Source organism: Klebsiella sp. CN_Kp091, assembly GCF_040065095.1.
GTDB lineage: Bacteria > Pseudomonadota > Gammaproteobacteria > Enterobacterales > Enterobacteriaceae > Klebsiella > Klebsiella aerogenes.
The window spans coordinates 44,167-64,144 of the sequence record NZ_JBEAIO010000006.1; the positions used below are offsets into that span (position 1 = coordinate 44,167).

Consider the following 19,978-nt stretch of genomic DNA (forward strand, 5'->3'; position numbering starts at 1 on the left):
GCGCTGACAGGAAGCATATGGATACAATAAGTGAATGGTTAGCGGCCATCCCGCGGCCGGACGAAAGCGCGATGTCGCGGGCTCGTCAGCATATTGACGGCTTGTTGAAACCGCCCGGCAGCCTGGGGCGTCTGGAATCGCTGGCGATTCAGTTAGCCGGTATGCCGGGGCTACAGGGCGCATTACGTTTTCCACGCAAAACTATCGTGGTCATGTGCGCCGACCACGGCGTCTGGCATGAAGGTGTTACCGTCTCGCCACAGGCGGTGACCGCGATTCAGGCGGTCAATATGACCCGTAAGAATACCGGCGTTTGCGTGCTGGCAGCTCAGGCCGGGGCTGATGTTCAGGTAGTTGACATCGGTATTGACGCCGAACCGATCCCTGGGCTGGTAAATATGAAAGTGGCGCGCGGCAGCGGTAATATTGCCTGTACCTCGGCGATGAGTCGCGAGCAGGCTGAAACGCTGCTGCTGGCGAGCATGCGCTACACCCGTCAGCTTGCGGAGCAGGGCGTGCGTCTGTTCGGCGTGGGCGAATTAGGAATGGCTAACACGACCCCCGCTGCGGCAGTAGTCAGCGTGCTGACCGATCATGATGCCGGCGATGTTGTGGGCATCGGCGCGAACCTTCCAATATCGCAGCTGGCGCACAAGGCGGAAGTGGTACGCCGGGCGATAGCGGTCAACCAGCCTTCACCCGAAGATGGCCTCGACGTGCTGGCAAAAGTGGGCGGTTTTGACTTGCTCGGGATGGCCGGGGTCATGCTGGGCGCCGCTTCCTGCGGATTGCCGGTAATACTCGATGGCTTTTTATCGTACGCGTCGGCACTGGCGGCCTGCCGGATCGCGCCACAGTTGCATCCGTACCTGATTCCGTCGCATCTGTCGGCGGAGAAGGGGGCACGTATTGCGCTGGAGCACCTGCAGTTGCAACCTTATCTGGAGATGGGCATGCGCTTAGGCGAGGGCAGCGGCGCGGCGTTAGCCATGCATCTGGTGGAGGCGGCAGGAGCGATGTTCAACGACATGGGGACGCTGGCTGAGAGCAATATCGTGCTGCCGGAAAACCGTTAACCGGCTTCGGGGCGCCGACCGGCCCCCGAAATAGTGCTTACAGCGCCTGCTGCCACACGCTTTGCGGCAGCAGATAAACATCCGCTTTAGCCTGCATACCGTCGGTAACGATATGACGAATGCCGCTGGCCATCACCGCAAGGGTGACATCAAACGCATTCAGGCTATCGCCAAAACCGGCGGTAAGGTTGAGCATTGAGCCATCGGCCATCAGATAGATTGTTTTCCCCGGCATCCGATAAGCATTGATATAGGGCATAACCTCTTCATGCGGGAACTGGCGCAGGTGTTCGCAATCAATCTCTTCCGCCACGTGTCCGACGTTGAGAATAAACACGCCATCTTTAGCGCTATCCAGCGCCAGGCTGTTGACCACTTTCTTGCCGCCGGTGGCGGTGGCGACGACATCGGCTGATGCGATTGCATCCTGTAAATCTACGACATGCCAGCCGTCATAAGCGGCCTGTAAACGGCGCGCCGGATCGATTTCCGCCACCATAACCTGGCCGCCGAAGGCTTTTGCCGCCGCGGCAACGCCTTGCCCGACCAGACCGTAGCCGATCACCAGTACTTTTTTCTCATGTAGGGTAAGGTGAGTGGTCTGGAAGAAAGTGTGCCAGGCCGTCAGGCCGACCATATGGCGGTTATGTAGCCCTTCTTTGACCGGCAGATCATCCCAGTTAAAGATAGGGTAGCCGGGGCGAATATCACCGAGGCGATTGACGCCGGAGCCGGTGGCTTCAAGGCCGGCGACGACATTGCCGAACTCGCCGCGCTGGTGGAGCAGGGTGGTAATATCCGCGCCCATCTCGCACAGGTGGGTTGGTTGCCAGGCGATGGCTTTTTCCCATGATTGTTGCCAGTCAGCATCGCTCATATTGCGCCAGGCGCAGGCTTCCGCGCCGCGCTCCACCAGCCAGGAAACAACCTCATCCTGTACGGTGGTTGGATTACAGGTGGTCAAAAAGACTTTCGCCCCTTTCTCAAGGAGCCCCTGCACCAGCGGGATCATTTTCATATCGAGATGCATACAGCAGGCCAGGCGCACTTCGCTGAGGTCGGGAAGGGCCGCCACCTGACGCAGGGTGCGCGGCATATTCTGGCTAGCCCATGCCACTTCTTTCGTTAAATTTGTCTTATTATTCACCGTATTGTGACCTTTAATCCGTAGAGTGGGTTTAACCCCAGTGGGGAAGATGATTCTAACGCAGGGTGTATAAATCACATAACCCACACTGCCCGGTAAAGTTGCAAATAATAGGCATCATAAATACATGGTTGTTAATGAATGGTTAAATAAAGACAATGAAACATCATTTATTCCTATGATGTGAGCGATTCGTTCGATGTTACGCGTTTTACAGCGCCCGCTATTTTCCCGCGCGCGTATTTTTCTCGGCCGTTTAAAACCTCATGCCTTACCCGTTGCTAAAAAGCATATTTTATTGGGCTCAATCGGCGCCGGAACGGGACTTGCGGTGACCAGTATGTTCAGCCACTGGCTGCTGGGCGAGGTGAATCTGTGGTTTATTGCGCCGATGGGGGCCTCGGCGGTATTGCTATTCGGCGTGCCCAGCAGCCCGCTTGCTCAGCCCTGGTCTATCGTTGGCGGCAACGTGCTTTCGGCGCTGATCGGCGTCACTGTCGGACTACTGGTGCCGGATACGGCAATCGCCTGCGGCCTGGCGGCGGCGCTGGCGATTGCCGGGATGTACTTTTTGCGTTGTCTGCATCCACCAGGCGGCGCGGTGGCGCTCACGGCCATTCTTGGCGGCGCCAGCGTACACAGTGAAGGCTACCAGTTTGTGCTGACGCCGGTATTATTGAACTCCATGATGTTGGCGCTGCTGGCGATCGTCTTCAACAATCTGGTCGGGCGCCGCTATCCGCATCCGCTGGCGGCGGAAGAGGTGAAGCCGAATGTAGTGCCGATGGGGATTGCAGTCACTCGCGAAGATATTCACGCCGCGCTGATGGAAGGGCAGTTCCTTGATATCGGCGAGGACGATGTGCAGGAACTACTGGAGAATATTGAACAGCAGGCCCGGCTGCGTCTCGCCGCCGGTCAAAAAGCGCGCCAGTGATGCTATTAAGGCACCCGTTGCAATGCCTTAGCTAGCGCCAGCCTGAATCGCTCGATGAGGTCGGGTTCACCAGGCAATAATTCGGCGAGCGTAATCGTTTTGTCCGCGCGGTAGACCTTACCGCTGCTGAGCAGCGCCTCAATATAATTGGCCACCTGATGTGCGGCCTGCAGATCGGCATCCAGTAATATCACGGCGTGAGCCAGGACGATGTGCACCTGGCTTTCGGCTATGGGCCGCCAGTATTGAGCGGTACCGGCAATCTTGCGGGCGTCTTCCCCCTCGCCGCAGGCGAGGTTATAGCGCCCGTCGCAGAAAGAACCGCTGACGGCCTGAAAATGGCTTTCGACGCCAAGGGTCGCCAGCGTGCGTTGCAATATTCCACACAACAACAGATAGATAGGTTCGGCGGCTTCGCCTAACGGCTGGGTTACCGGCCAGGCAAGACTCAGGTTGAGGATCCCCGGCCCCTGCGGCACCAGCCCACCGCCGGAGCGACGCATCCACACCGGCCAGCCGCGGGCGGCAAAGGATTCACTGACGGCGGCCAGATTGGCGAATTTCCGGTAACTGCCGGGCACCACGAACCCTTGCGGCGCCTGCCAGAGCTGAGCGACGGCTTCACCTCGGCGTGCGCGCTCGAACAGAGGCAGTTCGGCAAGCGTGGGATCATCGCAGCGGACAATCGGTAATTCGTCGGCGTTGAACCCGGCAGGCCAGCAGTCTGTGTTCTGTTGTGTTATCACGAAGCCTCCCTTGTTATGTCGGATGCCGGTTTTTCATCAACATCGCCGTGACGGCAGAGATCAGGCAGCCGACCGTCAGATAAATCGCCACGCTGTGCCACGAGCCGCCAGAGAAGGTGACCAGCGCGGCGGCGATAAATGGCGTAAAACCGCCGCCGACCACGCTGGCCACCTGGTATCCGACGCCTGCGCCGCTGTAGCGATAGCTGGCGCCAAACATTTCGGTAAACATCGGTTGCTGCACGCAAACCACCATATCATGGGCGATGTTGGCCAGCATCAGGGCAAAAAATAGGATCCAGAACAGCGAGTGCTGCTCCAGCGCCATAAAGAAGGGGAAGCCGCTTAATGTTCCGATCAGCGCCCCGGTAATATAGATACGTCGGCGGCCAAACCTATCTGCCAGCCACGCAAAGCAGGGAATGGTAAAACAGCTAATGCCGCCCACCAGCAACCCAATATTGAGGAACAGCTCACGCGGCAGGCCGAGGTTTTGTGTCGAGTAGTTGAGGGCGAATGCGGTCACGATATACATCGTTAACAGTTCACACAGGCGCAGAGCGATGATTAATAAGAAGGCACCCGGATGGCGTACCAATGCTTCCAGTACCGGCAGGCGTTTTTTCTCCGCGGCGGGCGTTTTCTGCACCTGCTGCTCAAACTCTGCCGACTCGGCCATGCCGTTGCGGATCCACAATGCCGCCAGTACCAGCACTACGCTAAACAGGAACGGCAGGCGCCAGCCCCAGCTAAGGAACTGCTCATCGGTGGTGAAACTGCTGATAAGCGATACCAGCCCAGTAGAGAGCAGCAGCCCGACGCCGTAACCCACCTGCACGCCGCTGCTATAGAACGCTTTTTTGTTTTTCGGCGCGCTTTCAACCGACAGCAACGCCGCGCCGCCCCATTCGCCGCCGACGGCGAAGCCCTGTACTGCGCGCAAAATCACCAGCAAAACCGGCGCCCACCAGCCAATCTGGTTAAAGGAAGGCAGGAGCCCGATACAGGCGGTGGCGATCCCCATCATCCACACGGTCATCATCAGCATGCGCTTCCGACCTAAGCGGTCGCCGAAATGGCCGAAGATCACGCCGCCGAGCGGGCGGAAGAGGAAGCCGACGCCGAAGGTCGCGAAGGCTGCCAGCGTGCCCATTGCCGGGCCAATTTGTGGGAAAAATTCGCGGTTGAACACCAGTGCGGCGGTAATGCCGTACAGCAGAAAATCGTACCAGTCGACGACGGCGCCGGCAAAGCTGCCCCATGCCGCACGACGAGCGCGATGAAGAGAGGCGACCCCGTTGCCGGAGTCGGGAGAAATAAGCGTTGAGTCCATGCCTGTCCTGTTTGTTGCTAACTTGTTATTATTTGAATGAGACGCTTTCTTATCTACGCGCCGTTAGGGAGATTACCGCGCATAAGCGCAACTGAAAAGTTTTTTACCTGCCGGAAAGACAATAAAGTAAAAAATGTCTAAATCGAACATTTAATTTTCACCACTGGCGTGGGTTAACTGTTGACCATTACTGCTATTTTATTTTTGTTGCCCCATTGGGACGGCTTTTAAGAATTCACGTAAATGGTTTACAATTACTATCTCCAACGCTGGATATGGTGGGTGATATGCGTCTAATTTTTGCAGTTTTATTTTATGTTTTAGTTTTACCTAATGCTTTCGCAGAAAAACTGCCTGCGCCAACGGGCAAACCCGTTTTAACCATTTCAGGAAAGATTACCAATACAAACGAAGGCGATACTGCCGTATTTGACGTCGCCGCGTTAGAAAAGTTGGGCAATGAGACAGTGATCACAACCACTCCCTGGTATTCAGGAAAAGTGCGCTTTGATGGTATTTCACTTAGCAAACTTATGGACTTAGTGGGTGCGCAAGGTAAGACGGCGAAGGTGATGGCCCTTAACGATTATACGACCGAGGTGCCGGTGGATGATTTTCATAAATTCCCGGTGATCCTCGCGCTGAAGATGAATGGTGAATATATGCGCATTCGTGACAAAGGGCCCCTTTTTATTGTTTATCCCTACGATAGTAGCGCGGAGTTGCAGAACCAAATCTATTATTCCCGCTCGGCATGGCAGGTTTCAAAGATTATAATTGAGTAAGGCTCTGATCTTGAATCGAATACTCACTGCCATTATTTTGTCGCTTTTTATCGTCACCGGATACATTACCTATCTGGTGCATGAGCGGCAGAGTGAGCTGCAAAAATTAACACGTTATACCGACTCGTGGTCTGTGTCCCAGATGGTCTCTGAATACATGCGTCTGGAGGCTCGTTTAAGCGCCCTGGCGCTGAACGTGAAGGGGACCGACCGTGATGAGGTACGCCTGCGCCTGGAAATAATGATGAGCCAGATTGAATTGCTGCAGCAGGGCGATCTTGGTCAGTTCATCAGAAAAAGCGAGCAGCGGCAGGCGACGGTCACCAGTCTGATTCAGATCCTCGATCAACTCGACAGGCAACTGGATTCCATGACGCCTGAGCAGATGATGACTCTGCTATACACGATGAGTAAGTTGGATGGCCCAATGACCTCACTGGCCTCCATGACCCTGGCGCAGGACTTTGATGTCGTTAATCTTACGCATGATAAGATTCAGCATCTCTATTACATCTATTCGGTGATTTCAATCTTGCTGATTACGATGTGTATCACTCTTGGCCTATTGATGCTTCGACAAAATAACAACTTGCGTCGCGCGCATGTGCGAATGAAGCTGTTAGCTAATGATTTACAGCTGTCGAAAGAGAAACTTCAGGTACAGAACCGCCGTTTGCAGTATGACGCTTATCACGATTCGTTAACAGGTATGCCTAATCGCCTCTCTTTCTGGCAGAGGCTACAGGAAGTGGTTAATCACGTGAAACCTTATAATGGTTGCGCAGTGGTTATGTTGTTTGACCTCGATAATTTTAAAGATGTTAATGATACCTTAGGACATGATGCCGGCGATAAGTTGCTTCAGGAGCTCGCCAGCCGTTTGTCGTTCTTTCGTAAAACATCAGAGACGCTGTACCGCCTTGGTGGCGATGAGTTTGCCCTGGTATCGCAGGATCTGAGCGAAGAAATGGCGCTGGAGCGGGCGGATGTGATCCGCGAAAAAATCAGCCAACCGTACTATATCTACGATTCGTTAATTAACATTGGCGCTTGCATCGGCATCGTTATCTCCGATGGTGAAAGTCGTACTGATTACTTATACAAATGTGCCGATTTAGCGTTGTATGAAGCGAAAAAGTCGGGCGCGGGCAACGTGGAGATTTTTCGTCCCGGCATGTTACAACGTTTACAGGAAAACAAATCCTTTGAGGACGATCTGCTACATGCACTGGAAAACGACCAGTTCAAGGTTTACTACCAGCCGATCGCCGACACGGTATCGCGTGAAATCTACGGTTACGAAGCGTTGGTGCGCTGGTTTCATCCACTGCGCGGTATGGTGCCGCCTACAGAATTTATCCCGGTGGCGGAGAAAACCGGCCTGATTAACCCACTTGGCGAGTGGGTGCTGAAGACTGCCTGCGAGGAGGCGGCCCGCTGGGAGCAACCGCTGAAGGTTTCGGTAAACGTCTCACCGATTCAACTTATCAATACCTCACTCACAGACACGGTGGCGGCGGTGCTAAAGAAGACCGGTCTCGACCCGCGGCGCCTTGATCTTGAGATTACGGAATCTGATGTATTTAACGAGAATACGCGCTCGCTGGAGATCCTCAGCCAGTTGCGCGAGCAGGGGATTCAGATCTCAATTGACGATTTTGGTACCGGCTATTCGTCATTGTCGCGGCTGAGTTATTTCCCTTTTGATAAGATCAAAATTGACCGCTCGTTTGTAGTCAATATTCCTATGCAAAAAGATGACCTCGATATCGTGCGCCTGATCATCAGTATGGGGAAAAGTTTACATATGCGCATTGTCGCCGAAGGTGTTGAAACCGAGGAACAGTTAACTTCGCTGCAACAATTGGGTTGCGATCTCGTTCAGGGATATTTAATCGGGAAGCCGGGGCTTTTAAATAACAACTGAAAAAAGATAATCTTCGGTCTTTAAACTGTCGCCTGTGAACTATCACAGGCGCTTTTTTATATTTTAAATAAACCTAATCCGTAATGGGTATAAATAGTGGTAGATAAAATAGGATCAAAAAAATAATACCCTTAGCAATTAAAAGGGGTATATGATATGCAATATATCGTTTCATTCGCGGCGCTATTTCACGGCGCGGAAAGAGAGGCAAATCATGCAGCGAATCATTATACCTACCCATTATGTTCAGACCCGCTCCACCCCCATGTGGACCAAGGAGACCGCGCCCGCGTCCATCTGGAAGCGCCATCTTGATGCCGGTACGCGACAGGGCGTCTATCCGCGTTTATCGGTGATGCAGGGTGCAATACGCTATTATGGTTATGCCGATGAAACGAGCCCAGACCCTGTTGAAACGATGACTATTGAAGCGGGGCAGTTTGGTGTCTTCCCTGCGGAAAAATGGCACTGCATTGAGGCATTAACTGACGATACCGTATTTAATGTCGATTTTTACGTCGACCCTAAAATTCTGATTGAGGGATAAGCTGAGTCTATGAACAGTGAAAATAAAGGTTACTCATTAGCGATAACCAATAACAACAATAATGAAAAAAAAGAGAAAATTTATCTGAAGCCGATGGCGCTTTATGTCCCTGATATTGCGGTTCAGGCAGTAGCGGAATTGCTTCAGGATCTTTCTGCCGATAACGCACAGGGCAAAGGGTTCAGCCTGATGGTGACTAACAATAATAATGGTGTATCGGTAGATAAAGATTTCGCCTCAATCGAGGCGCTTCAGGATCCACTGCATGCCGCTGACGCGGTGAAAGAGCTCATCAATATTGTGCGCGGTTATGAATCTGACGAAGAGACTAACGTCTGCGGCTGGTAACACACCGTCTGGCAGATATCGTCCGATATCTGCCTCTTTCTCCGGTTTCAACTCATCGCTATCTGCTGCAGTAGCCAGTCCCGCAACGCGCTGATATCGTCGCGCTGGGCTAACTCTTGTGTCGCCACCAGATAATAGTTTGCTCCCGGTAAGGACATCTCAAATGGTGCCGCTAATACCCCGCGTTGCAACAGATCGCGCGCCAGCAGCTCGCTGGCAATCACTACGCCTTGTCCTGCTACCGCCGCCTGTAGCGCATGCGTCTCATCGCTGAAGGTTAACCCAGCATCGATATTCAGCTGCGGTGGCCCGTAGCGACGCTGCCAGTTTTCCCAGCCCGGCGAATCAGCCGGAACGTGACGATGTTCAACGTGGAACAGGGCTGCGTGATGCAAATCCTCCAGCCGTGTAATACCCAGCGTTGGGCTAGCGACGACGATAAAGCGGTCTTCATGTAGCAAGGTACAGTGCAGTTCGCGCTCCGGCGTTTCACGATAGCGAATCGCGACGTCAACGCTGCGCTGGTTGAGATCCACCCGCTCGACGCTGGTATGCAGCCGCAGGTCAATAGCGGGGAATTCCGCTTTAAATGCTGCCAGCCGTGGTACCAGCCAGTGAGTTAGAAAGTTGGAGGTGGTGGTGACGGTGAGTGACGGCGGCTGGTGTGAGCGAACAATTTGCGTAGTCGCTTCTTCCAGCGCGCTAAAGGCGCGTTGAGTCCCTGCATAGAGAATTTCACCGCTGTCGGTAAGGCTGACTCCCAGGGCATTGCGTTCACAGACGCGGCACTCCAGCACAGATTCCAGTAGTTTTATCTGGTGGCTCACTGCGGTAGCGCTCACCCCAAGCACATCGGCGGCGCGTTTAAAACTGCGACAGCGGGCAACGGCATGAAAGGCGCGTAGCGCGCCCAGCGGCGGGAGGCGGGTTTTTCTCATGGCTGAGTTTTTCTCATCTATTGCTGAAATTTATGCGTTTGCCGTACTTATTATACAGAGGATAGCCTACTGATATGTGAAATAGACACTGAATTAAATTCATCAGTGTTTGCGATTATCAGGAGTGAATAATGAATATCTACCGTAATCAGCGAGCTGGTGGGGCAACCACTTGCGAGGCCCCGCTCACGCAAACTATCGCGCTAAGTGGCGTATTCGCGGCGGGGGCGCTGCTATTGAGCGTTTCCTCCATGATTGGCACTCTCGGTACTCTGGCGTCGCTGCTGACGCTGACGGGAGCTTTTGCTGTTGGCTATGCAATCGCGCGTTGGCAGCTGTGGCCAGCGCATTATAGCGTTAGGGTATCGTGCTACGCCTTTGTGCTGTCCGCTATGGGCTGGTTAATGTTACTGGTGCTGTGGAATAGCGGACACGGTTGGCTATCTCAAATTCCGGGGATCGCCTTTGGTGGATTAGGTGCGGGTATTGTCTGGAAAAACAATGCTACAGCAAGATACTCGTCGGGCATGATGGCGAACATCCCGATGACAACAGGTATCGTTATTATTATCCTGGCGACTCTGCTAACCAATCACTATGCGGATTCGGGAAAGGGAGGTTTTGTCTACGCACTGGCGGTCCTGGTAGATCTGGCATTGCTGGGAGCGGTGCTGGTGAAAATTAGACAGCAGGAAATGTCGTAAATCGGCCCGTTATTTACCATAGCAAATCCTACCTATCATCTACGCAAGCGTAACACCACGACGACTTTGGTTCTGGCGTGGCGCCCGTTATCCTCTGTTTGTCAGTGAATCCATTAAATATTATCGTGAACGCTTAGTTATTTTAGTGACAGCAGAATTGAGAGAAAAAGCGGGGTTTTATGTAACGCGGCAACATGTGAAGTGGCTTACATTTTTGACTTTCATCACACTTTATAGTTACGTCATTCTTGGTCGACGCAGTTATTTACTATGGCATCCATTAAAGACGTAGCAATAAAAGCTGGAGTATCTACCGCTACGGTCTCACGCGTGCTGAATAATCATCCCAGCGTGGCGCCAGAAACTCGCAAAGCAGTTCGTGAGGCAATGGATTTCTTATGCTATGTGCCTAGCAAGAGTGCGTTTCAATTGAGTGGGAAATGTTCTGGGCTGATTGCAGTTGTTCTGCCAAACCTTGTCAACCCACATTTTTGTGAACTGCTGGCGACATTTGAAGAAGAGGCAAGATACATCGGTAAAACGGTTATCGTCAAAACTCATCAGAATCAACCGCAGCTAGATAAGCAAATAATATATACGCTTATTAGTATGGGTATTGACAGTTTGCTATGGGTGCCAACAGAAGCCGAAAGCGAACTTGCAGAATGGCTCATCGCGACTAATATCCCCGTTGCAGTGGTTACGCTGGTATCGCGATTTTTCAATTCTGTTTCTATCGATCAAAGTAAAGGGGCGGAAGTTATAGCCGAGCATTTTATTCAGACCGGTCATACCACGTTTGGATTTGTAGCACAGGAAGGCGCGGATAACCGAAAGGTTTTTTCATGGGCAAAACGAATTACCGCTCAGGGATTGACTATAGATAAAGAGAATCAGTTTTGGATAGCGAAAGGCGAGGGTGAGAAAACATCAGGGCATATTAGTATACTCGATGATATTATTGTCAGGCTAGCCGAGAGAATAAATCATTGTTCATCTCTCTGGGTCTATAACGATGTGGCTGCTAGTTATATTATTGATGGCTTGAAAGAAAAAGGAATATCTGTGCCTAAAGATATTGCCATCGCTAGTTTTGATAATACTTTACTGGCACAAACTAAAAAAATTACTAGTGTGGCGCAACCGATAAGTGAAATCGCCCATCTGGCATTTCAAATGATTAACAACGAAACAAAACAAGAAAGTATTGAAATGCACGAAATTGTCTCTCGTTTAATTATACGGGAGAGTAGCGTGAGTATTAATATTACTTTGCTTTAATCTACATACGCCATTATAAACTTATAAATATAAATTAACATTGGTTTACTAACCTCTGTTGAACACTTATGACTGTATACTCTAGAGGTCTTCTATGTCTGCAAACTCAATCGAAAGGCAAGGTGTTTACGGCAAACTGCGTTTAAAAGAAAAAATTGGTTATGGAATGGGAGATGCTGGTTCTTGTATGATTTGGAGTGTACTGGCGTTATATCTAACATGGTTCTACACGGATGTTTATGGTTTAGCTCCCGGTGTTGTCGGTACCTTGTTTCTGGTCATTCGTATTTTTGATGCCTTTAGCGACCCGGTTATGGGGGCGATTTGCGATCGTACTCGTAGCCGATGGGGTAAATTCCGACCATGGTTATTATGGATGGCATTGCCATTTGGTTTGGGAGCAGTACTGATGTTCACAACACCCGATTTAAGCATGAATGGAAAAATTGTTTATGCCTGGGTGACATATCTTGTGATGTCATTGATTTATACTGCTATCAATATTCCATATTGCTCAGTAGCTGGTGTGATCACGCTAAATCAGAAAGAGCGTTTAGGCTGTTTGTCATGGCGATTTTTCCTCAATGGATTGGCGACGCTAATAGTCTCCTCTTCAATTTTACCCTTAACAGACTGGTTAGGTAACGGTAACAGAGCGGCTGGTTTTCAGTTGACTATGGTAATCATGGGAGGAGCTGCGACACTAATGTTCTTCTTTTGTTTTACCAGTATCAAAGAACGTGTTACTGCAATTAAAGTTAATGACTCTTTAATAAATGATCTAAAAGATATCATCAAAAACGATCAATGGTTATTGATGATTTTTATTACTTTCCTTAATGTTTTTCCGGCATTTATTCGTGGTGCAGTGACTATTTATTATGCTACCTATGTTATGCAAGCCTCCGTCGGATTTACTACGTTTTTTTTGGCTCTTGGCGTTGCATGTAACATGCTAGGTAGTGTTATAGCGAAACCACTCACCGATCGTTTTGATAAAATTAAGCTGTTCCGTTCGATTAATATCGTTCTTGGCTTCCTTTCTTTAGCTCTATGGTTTGTCGATCCCAGGTCTTTGCTACCACTACTTACACTTTTTATCATCATTAACATCCTGCATTTGATTCAATCAGGGCCAATATTATGGGCCATGATGTCCGACGTTGATGACTACGGAGACTGGAAATACGGTAAACGCCTTACCGGTATTTCATTTGCTGGTAATTTGTTTATGTTAAAAATGGGTTTGGCAGTTGCTGGTGCGATTGTTGCGTGGATATTATCATTGACGGGTTACATCGCTAATAAACCTCAACAAAACACAGAGACTATCGAAGGTATCATTATTATGTTTTCTTTACTGCCAATGATTACCTATTTTATTAGCGCATTCGTAGTTAGATACTTTAAATTGAATAACCACTTTCTTGAACAAATTAAAGTGGAACTCGCTAAGCGTGAACTCAATAACGGTTCTTCACCGCATCATGACATCGAGCGAGATAGGACCGCAGTGGTTAATCATTAGTTAAAATTCTCCTGAAAGAAATTAGGGGTATTATTAATTATTATAATATTCAGAGGTCAATAGAACCGTAATATCTACCTATCCTAATAATGTAGAGGAAAATAACGCATGTCGAGTGAAAATTATTATGATGTAACAGAGTGGAGTGAAGGTAATCCTTTTGAAGATATCGGTTTAGTGATTAATAGTATTATTGCCGATATTAAAAATCGGCAAACAGACACAGATGTAAATGATGGTGGAAAGCCGGGGGCTGTTATCTATATCCCGCCTGGAGACTATCATTTGCTCACTCAGGTAGTAATAGACATCAGTTACTTGAAAGTTAAAGGAGACGGACATGGGTTTACCTCTTCAAGTATCCGTTTTAATACTCCGGAAAGTGATTGGGCAAGCTGGCATGAATTGTGGCCAGGCGGTAGTCGTATACTTGTTGATATAACACCATCATCTACGACTCCGGAAGCGGAAGGGGCGGCTTTTTATATTGAGCGTAGCGGTGACCCAAGAATAAGCTCAGTTGAGTTCGCGGATTTTTGCATTGATGGGTTACATTTTGTGGATGACGGTTCGGGAAGTAACGACCCTGAAAACACCTATCTCAATGGTAAAACGGGTATTTATATTGCCAGTGCGCAGGACTCATTCCGCATTAGTGGAATGGGATTCGTATATCTTGAACACGGCATCACTATATATAATGCCGATGCATTGGCGATACATAATAACTTTATTGCTGAGTGCGGTAATTGTATAGAACTCCGTGGGTCGGGACAGGCTTCAAAAATAACCGATAATTTGATAGGTGCCGGTTATAGAGGATATTCCATTTATGCAGAGAACTTTGGTGGCCTTCTGGTTACAGCAAACAACATTTTTCCCCGCGGTAAAAGCAGTATTCACTTTTCTGGTGTCCTCCGTTCTGCAGTTAGCAGCAACAGATTTCATTCATTCTATCCAGGGATGCTGGTTTTTGAGAATAGCTGTTCAGAAAACCTGGTGACGGCAAACCACTTTTTCCGTGAACATGAACCTTGGGAACCTATGCAGTCGTATAGTAATGGTTTAGATGACTTGTATGGGTTGCTATATATAGAAGGTGAGAATAATTCGATTATTGCTAACCATATTTCTGAATCGATTGATAAACAGTATATCGTTCCTGCTGGCGCGACACCTGTCATAATACGGTTGGCATCAGGAGATAGTAACTATATTTCTGACAATCATATTGTTGCTACCACCGATACATCATTGTTAAAAGGTCATGCAGAATCTTGTTTCTCTGCACAAGTTAGAGCGCTGCTGGCATTAGAGGGGTTGGAAGTTCTCGACGTGACGACCGTACAGGTCGACGCAGCATCTCAACGTAATATCATACTTGATTCCGGAAGCGACGCTCAGGTTGTGCTTGATAAAGCGGTCAATGCGTTTAGAGCGACGCCGGTACCCGGCTTGTCATAATAGAAAAGCAAAAAGCCTGCTCGTAAGCAGGCTTTTCTAAATCTGGCTCCTCTGACTGGACTCGAACCAGTGACATACGGATTAACAGTCCGCCGTTCTACCGACTGAACTACAGAGGAATCGTGTGAACGGGGCGCATGTTAGCGAGTGAGTAACGGGATGTCAAAGGAGATTGCGCCATTTGCGATTGTTCGCTGGTAAAATCATCAGTAGTAGAGGTTTTTTCAGCACTGAAGCGAAAATTTAAGCAATAAAAAGGTGAGGGGGGGCACTAGCAGATCCGAAAAACTCTGCCTTCAGTGGTTGCTGCAAAGAGTCATTTGAACGGTGAATGTACAATCGTCATCCGGTTACACCTGTTTGCAACGCAGGTGTAACTTTAGAAGTGAATGGATTATTTTTCATCGGGTTCTGCATTTAGCAGCCAGGGCTGCAAATGACCATTTTTAATTCTGGTTAAATAATCTTCAATTAAGCTCTTGGTTTGCGGGGTGAGGGTATAAAATTCATATAACGTACAAGCTATATTAGATTGTAAATCTATAGTGCCGGAGATATCTTCAGGAATAAAGTACATTTGGCGGTTTGTCATGGTTCTAATGTATAATCTTTTGCCAATGATAGGATTATCGCCGAATAAATTAACGCCAATTTCCATGGCCCCGTCTACAGGGAAATATAAAACGTACCACTGTGTTTTGTTATGGTTGTTAATTAAAGATTCAACTATTTCGGTAGGAGATAGCCGTTTCAAATTATCAACACAACGCAGAATGTATCGGCGCATTACAAACTGTTTTAGTAGCGCCATGAACATCCCGGATAAAAATAAAAGGGTGAATGTCGATGCTATTACTACTAAAAACCATAGTCCTGTTGATAAAGCCGAAAAGGAAGATGCGATAACTAAACTTATTATGAGCGAAACGATAAACATTAAGCTTTGTAATTTATATTTGTCTTTTGCTAATTTGAATAAGAAATAAGTCAGGAAAAATCCAGCCAGGCAATAAAAAAATAATAATGATCTATCCATGTATTTAATCCTGGTATGTATGTGTTAACAATATTTTCTCAAAGCATCTAAATATTTCATACTAACTTGATTCTATGCTACCACGAAGACAGTAAACCTTGCTATTCCAGTTGGCGCGTAAACGTACCAGTCGATATTCATTTCGACTTTGCTCAGCAGGTTTTGTCGTTATGTTTGATGTCTGTGGATGACGTGAACGAACAGAATAGGGTAGAAAGCAAAAAAGCAGACGTCGCTGAACGTCTGCTTTTCTTAAAATTGGCTCCTCTGACTGGACTCGAACCAGTGACATACGGATTAACAGTCCGCCGTTCTACCGACTGAACTACAGAGGAATCGTGTGGAATGGTATCTTAGCGGCGAAAAAATTTTTGTCAAATATCAATTCAGTTGTGGCGAGCCGCTTGCTGCATCTATCGACAATTTGTCGTAATTGCCAACAAATTACCAGGAAAAATACTTTGCAGGATTAGCAGTTCTCAATCATCATTTGAAATGTTGTTTCAACTCTTCTCACTAAGGTCTCCCTTGAACGTCACTTCAGCAGTACGCCAGGCCGTAGCGCGCACGTCCTGGTTTAAAAAACGCAAGAGCTATCGGGTGCTCTACTGGCGTGAAATTAGTCCCCTTGCCGTACCGATCCTGTTGGAAAATGCTTGCGTGTTGTTGATGGGGGTTCTGAGTACTTTCCTTGTTAGCTGGCTCGGTAAAGAAGCGATGGCCGGGGTGGGCTTAGCCGATAGCTTTAATATGGTCATTATGTCGTTTTTTGCCGCGATTGACCTGGGCACCACCGTGGTGGTGGCCTTCAGCCTCGGTAAGCGCGATAGAAAGCGGGCGAGGGCGGCCGCGCGTCAATCGCTGGCGATCATGACCTTGTTCTCGATCGTGCTGGCGGCGATTATTCACGCCTTTGGTGAGCAGATTATCGATATCGTTGCCGGCGACGCCACGGTTCAGGTTAAGGCACTGGCCCTAACCTATCTTGAGCTGACAGTGCTGAGCTATCCGGCGGCGGCGATTGCCTTAATTGGTAGCGGCGCGCTTCGCGGCGCGGGGACCACCAAAATCCCGCTGTTAATTAACGGCGGGATGAATATTCTCAATATTATTATCAGCAGTATCCTGATTTACGGCCTCTTCTCCTGGCCGGGGCTTGGCTTTGTCGGCGCCGGGCTGGGGCTGACTATTGCCCGCTATATTGGCGCATTGGCAACCATCTGGGTTCTGATGACAGGCTTTAACCCGGCGCTGCGCATTTCGCTGAAGAGCTACTTTAAGCCGTTTAACTTTGCCATTATCTGGGAGGTGATGGGCATTGGCATCCCGGCGAGCATCGAATCGGTACTGTTTAATGGCGGCAAGCTGCTGACGCAGATGTTTGTTGCCGGGATGGGGACCAACGTCATCGCCGGGAACTTTATTGCCTTCTCGGTGGCTTCGTTGATTAACCTGCCGGGTAACGCGTTGGGTTCTGCCTCCACGATTATTACCGGAAAACGACTGGGGAAAGGGCAGGTCGGCCAGGCGGAACGTCAGGCCTGGTTCGTGTTCTGGTTGTCGACTATTATCCTGACGCTTATTGCCTGGGGCACCGCACCGTTCGCCGGCCTGATCGCTTCGTTCTACACCAGCGAAGAAGACGTAAAAGTGGTGGTTAAAGAGTTATTGTGGCTCAATGCCCTGTTTATGCCAATTTGGTCGCTTTCCTGGACCTTGCCCTGTGCCTTTAAAGGCGCACGCGACGTGCGTTACACCATGTGGGTTTCGATGCTGGGTATGTGGGGCTGCCGGGTGGTTGCTGGCTATACGCTGGGGATCATGCTGGGCATGGGCGTCATCGGCGTCTGGCTGGGTATGGTGCTTGACTGGGCGGTGCGCGGCCTGTTGTTCTATCGCCGGATGATCACCGGGCGTTGGCTGTGGAAGTACCCGCGATTAAAGGCGCGGCTGGAAGAAAAGTCATGAATATCCTGAAAAAGTGTTACTTTTTAGTCGAAGTGAAGAATAAATCGGCAAACGGTCGCTATTATTAAAAACATCTTTGACATGGCTGAGCGTGGTCGTTAGTATTCGCCCCGTTCACACGATTCCTCTGTAGTTCAGTCGGTAGAACGGCGGACTGTTAATCCGTATGTCACTGGTTCGAGTCCAGTCAGAGGAGCCAAATTTAAAAAGCCTGCTTTCGAGCAGGCTTTTTGCTTTTCTGTATCCGTACAATTTTGCCCTACGCAAATAGCGCGCAGGGCTTGCCCGGGATTAACGGAACGGTGGTTCGTTGAAGGTACGCAGCTTGCGGGAGTGCATGTGGTCGCCCTCGGCGCGCAGCAGATCGATGGCACGGATCCCTATCTGCAGATGCTCGGAAATCGCCCCTTCATAGAAGCGGTTCGCTTGTCCCGGCAGCTTGATTTCACCGTGCAGCGGTTTATCGGAGACGCACAGCAGCGTGCCGTAAGGTACGCGGAAACGATAGCCCTGTGCGGCAATAGTGGCGCTTTCCATATCGATGGCCACCGCACGGCTGAGGTTAAAGCGCAACGCCGAGGCGGAATAACGCAATTCCCAGTTGCGGTCATCGGTGGTCACCACCGTACCGGTACGCAGACGCTGTTTGACCTCTTCGCCCGGCATGCCGCTAACCTGTTTAGTGGCGTCATACAGCGCACGCTGCACTTCGGCGATACTCGGGATGGGAATATCCGGCGGTAGCACCGCATCCAGCACGTGGTCGTCACGTAAATAGGCATGCGCCAGTACATAGTCGCCTATCGACTGGCTCTCACGCAGGCCGCCACAGTGGCCAATCATCAGCCAGACGTCAGGGCGCAGCACCGCGAGATGATCGCAAATATTTTTGGCATTGGCCGGGCCGACGCCGATGTTGATCAGCGTAATACCCTGACCGTCGTTAGTGATCAGGTGCCAGGCCGGCATCTGGTGCTTTTTCCACGCCAGATCGGAAATCGCCTCTTCCGGGGCCTCAGTGTCGGCGGTGATCCAAATCCCGCCCGCACAGGAGAGGGCAATGTACGGGCTATCCGGATCGAGGATCTGGCTACAGCCCCAGCTGACGAACTCATCGACGTAACGCGTGTAGTTGGTAAACAAGACATACGGCTGGAAGTGCTCAACCGGCGTGCCGGTGTAGTGCTTCAGGCGCGCCAGTGAAAAATCGACGCGGCGGGCGTCAAAATGCGACAGCGGATAATACTCGGTGGCGTGGAACAGGCCATCGGCGGTTTCATCGCCAATCTGCGACAGTTCGGTGGTCGGAAAATAACGCGTTAATCCGGCGCTCATCGAGCGATCCAGCGTCAGCGCAGAGCCATCAATCACGTAGGGGAAGGGAATTTCGTGCTGCGAATTGCCGACGCTAATATGCGCGCCGTAATCCTGATATAGCAGAGTTAATTGTTCCAGCAGATAAGCGCGAAAGAGTTTTGGATTGGTAATGGTGGTGGTGTAGCAGCCTGCATGGGTGAATCGCCCCCAGGCTCGGGTTTTTAAGGCTTTGTGCTCGGCGCCATCCCACGAGACAGACAATTGAGGATAGACGAATAAGCCTTCAGCACGGGCTATTTCATCAGGAAGGATATTGTGGTGAATGTACTCGCCAATGGCCTTACGCAACGCGTTAACCGCTCTTTCATACTGCACTTCCAACTGGGAAAGCGCCTGCTCCGGGGTCAGACTGACGGCCTTCTGGTTCATCATTCGCTCCTTGTTTCAGGTCTGCTGATACTGTTGATAGTATGCTACAGCGTGAAAATGGCGAAGGAAAATTACAGGCCCGGGTAAATAGTCAAACTCGTTGATAATAAAAGCTTAGCCGCGCAGGGTCAGGCAGTCTGTGCCCAGCGTTCGGCGCTAAAATTACTTGCGCTTACCACTCTTAATGTCGCCGCGTCGTTATTGTTGATGTAATAAAGTGCATTAGGACCGGGCGTTAGCTTATCGCCTTCCTGTAGTCTGCATCGGCTTTCGATTTCAGCAATTACCACGATCTGGCCACTCTGTAGAACCACGCAAGTTGTTGCTGTAGAGGCATTTTTCCGTACTTTCTTGACCCACCACTCCATGTTTTCACCCAGGCTTGTTACACTCAGAATGATAATTGACGCGTTAGTGCTTTAAAGACAACTGAAACTACCCATTGGTTTAATTTACGTTTAGCTGAA

18 protein-coding genes and 3 tRNA genes are annotated in these 19,978 nt (G+C 49.9%); 12 read left to right on the forward strand and 9 right to left on the reverse strand.

Annotation, left to right across the window (positions count from 1 at the left end; genetic code table 11):
* Positions 1 to 17 precede the first annotated feature (17 nt).
* Positions 18 to 1,076 carry a nicotinate-nucleotide--dimethylbenzimidazole phosphoribosyltransferase gene (gene cobT / locus ABLV17_RS06505; protein WP_348854148.1) on the forward strand — a complete coding sequence of 353 codons (1,059 nt, stop codon included), beginning with the start codon at positions 18 to 20 and terminating at the stop codon, positions 1,074 to 1,076.
* Between the two features lie 37 nt (positions 1,077 to 1,113).
* Here the strand turns inward: cobT and ABLV17_RS06510 are convergent, their stop codons facing one another.
* Positions 1,114 to 2,223, reverse strand: a complete 1,110-nt coding sequence (locus tag ABLV17_RS06510) for an adenosylhomocysteinase (protein WP_087860485.1) — start codon at positions 2,221 to 2,223, stop codon at positions 1,114 to 1,116.
* 199 nt (positions 2,224 to 2,422) lie between these two features.
* Here ABLV17_RS06510 and ABLV17_RS06515 point away from each other — a divergent pair, with 199 nt between their 5' ends.
* Complete coding sequence (locus ABLV17_RS06515) at positions 2,423 to 3,160, forward strand: HPP family protein (RefSeq protein ID WP_316424188.1); 738 nt, start codon at positions 2,423 to 2,425, stop codon at positions 3,158 to 3,160.
* A 5-nt stretch (positions 3,161 to 3,165) separates the two neighbouring features.
* Here the strand turns inward: ABLV17_RS06515 and ABLV17_RS06520 are convergent, their stop codons facing one another.
* Both ABLV17_RS06520 and shiA read right to left on the reverse strand, forming a co-directional pair.
* Positions 3,166 to 3,906, reverse strand: a complete 741-nt coding sequence (locus ABLV17_RS06520; protein ID WP_348854149.1) for a lipoate--protein ligase family protein — start codon at positions 3,904 to 3,906, stop codon at positions 3,166 to 3,168.
* 13 nt (positions 3,907 to 3,919) lie between these two features.
* Positions 3,920 to 5,239 carry a shikimate transporter gene (shiA, locus tag ABLV17_RS06525; protein WP_087860487.1) on the reverse strand — a complete coding sequence of 440 codons (1,320 nt, stop codon included), beginning with the start codon at positions 5,237 to 5,239 and terminating at the stop codon, positions 3,920 to 3,922.
* 287 nt (positions 5,240 to 5,526) lie between these two features.
* Between shiA and ABLV17_RS06530 the strand changes: the two genes are divergently transcribed.
* The 4 genes from ABLV17_RS06530 (at position 5,527) to ABLV17_RS06545 (ending at position 8,846) form a co-directional block, all read left to right on the forward strand.
* On the forward strand, positions 5,527 to 6,024 hold the full coding sequence (locus ABLV17_RS06530) for a molybdopterin-dependent oxidoreductase (RefSeq protein ID WP_087860488.1): 498 nt from the start codon (positions 5,527 to 5,529) through the stop codon (positions 6,022 to 6,024).
* 10 nt (positions 6,025 to 6,034) lie between these two features.
* Entirely contained in the window at positions 6,035 to 7,951 is a 1,917-nt protein-coding gene (locus ABLV17_RS06535) for an EAL domain-containing protein (RefSeq protein ID WP_113373525.1), read from the forward strand.
* Positions 7,952 to 8,165: 214 nt separating this feature from the next.
* Positions 8,166 to 8,498 (forward strand): DUF1971 domain-containing protein, encoded by a 333-nt coding sequence (locus ABLV17_RS06540; RefSeq protein WP_087860660.1) that lies wholly within the window; start codon positions 8,166 to 8,168, stop codon positions 8,496 to 8,498.
* A 9-nt stretch (positions 8,499 to 8,507) separates the two neighbouring features.
* A complete protein-coding gene (locus ABLV17_RS06545) occupies positions 8,508 to 8,846 on the forward strand; it encodes a DUF1869 domain-containing protein (protein ID WP_113373526.1) in 339 nt (112 codons plus the stop codon).
* Positions 8,847 to 8,893: 47 nt separating this feature from the next.
* On the opposite strand, the gene ABLV17_RS06550 is transcribed toward ABLV17_RS06545, so the two are convergent.
* Positions 8,894 to 9,784 (reverse strand): LysR substrate-binding domain-containing protein, encoded by an 891-nt coding sequence (locus ABLV17_RS06550; protein WP_348854150.1) that lies wholly within the window; start codon positions 9,782 to 9,784, stop codon positions 8,894 to 8,896.
* A 131-nt stretch (positions 9,785 to 9,915) separates the two neighbouring features.
* Between ABLV17_RS06550 and ABLV17_RS06555 the strand changes: the two genes are divergently transcribed.
* From ABLV17_RS06555 to ABLV17_RS06570, 4 genes are all read left to right on the forward strand, one after another.
* Positions 9,916 to 10,488 carry a hypothetical protein gene (locus ABLV17_RS06555; protein WP_348854151.1) on the forward strand — a complete coding sequence of 191 codons (573 nt, stop codon included), beginning with the start codon at positions 9,916 to 9,918 and terminating at the stop codon, positions 10,486 to 10,488.
* 270 nt (positions 10,489 to 10,758) lie between these two features.
* Positions 10,759 to 11,769, forward strand: coding sequence for a LacI family DNA-binding transcriptional regulator (locus ABLV17_RS06560; RefSeq protein WP_348854152.1), 1,011 nt, complete (start codon positions 10,759 to 10,761; stop codon positions 11,767 to 11,769).
* A gap of 94 nt (positions 11,770 to 11,863) precedes the next feature.
* Positions 11,864 to 13,297 (forward strand): glycoside-pentoside-hexuronide (GPH):cation symporter, encoded by a 1,434-nt coding sequence (locus ABLV17_RS06565; RefSeq protein ID WP_348854153.1) that lies wholly within the window; start codon positions 11,864 to 11,866, stop codon positions 13,295 to 13,297.
* 108 nt (positions 13,298 to 13,405) lie between these two features.
* Complete coding sequence (locus tag ABLV17_RS06570) at positions 13,406 to 14,761, forward strand: right-handed parallel beta-helix repeat-containing protein (RefSeq protein WP_308958542.1); 1,356 nt, start codon at positions 13,406 to 13,408, stop codon at positions 14,759 to 14,761.
* A gap of 43 nt (positions 14,762 to 14,804) precedes the next feature.
* Here the strand turns inward: ABLV17_RS06570 and ABLV17_RS06575 are convergent.
* The 3 genes from ABLV17_RS06575 to ABLV17_RS06585 all read right to left on the reverse strand — a co-directional run bounded on the left by ABLV17_RS06575 (position 14,805) and on the right by ABLV17_RS06585 (position 16,132).
* Positions 14,805 to 14,880 (reverse strand) — tRNA-Asn (locus ABLV17_RS06575).
* A 275-nt stretch (positions 14,881 to 15,155) separates the two neighbouring features.
* Positions 15,156 to 15,797, reverse strand: a complete 642-nt coding sequence (locus tag ABLV17_RS06580) for a hypothetical protein (RefSeq protein WP_271031473.1) — start codon at positions 15,795 to 15,797, stop codon at positions 15,156 to 15,158.
* Positions 15,798 to 16,056: 259 nt separating this feature from the next.
* Positions 16,057 to 16,132, reverse strand: a tRNA-Asn gene (locus ABLV17_RS06585).
* 193 nt (positions 16,133 to 16,325) lie between these two features.
* Between ABLV17_RS06585 and ABLV17_RS06590 the strand changes: the two genes are divergently transcribed.
* Together ABLV17_RS06590 and ABLV17_RS06595 are read left to right on the forward strand one after the other, a co-directional pair.
* Positions 16,326 to 17,765, forward strand: a complete 1,440-nt coding sequence (locus ABLV17_RS06590; protein ID WP_183269053.1) for an EmmdR/YeeO family multidrug/toxin efflux MATE transporter — start codon at positions 16,326 to 16,328, stop codon at positions 17,763 to 17,765.
* Between the two features lie 123 nt (positions 17,766 to 17,888).
* Positions 17,889 to 17,964, forward strand: a tRNA-Asn gene (locus tag ABLV17_RS06595).
* A gap of 92 nt (positions 17,965 to 18,056) precedes the next feature.
* Here ABLV17_RS06595 and ABLV17_RS06600 read toward each other — a convergent pair.
* Both ABLV17_RS06600 and ABLV17_RS06605 read right to left on the reverse strand, forming a co-directional pair.
* Positions 18,057 to 19,511: an AMP nucleosidase gene (locus tag ABLV17_RS06600; RefSeq protein ID WP_308958554.1), complete on the reverse strand. Its 1,455-nt coding sequence runs from the start codon at positions 19,509 to 19,511 to the stop codon at positions 18,057 to 18,059.
* A gap of 128 nt (positions 19,512 to 19,639) precedes the next feature.
* Entirely contained in the window at positions 19,640 to 19,879 is a 240-nt protein-coding gene (locus ABLV17_RS06605) for a histidine kinase (protein WP_087860499.1), read from the reverse strand.
* Positions 19,880 to 19,978 lie beyond the last annotated feature (99 nt).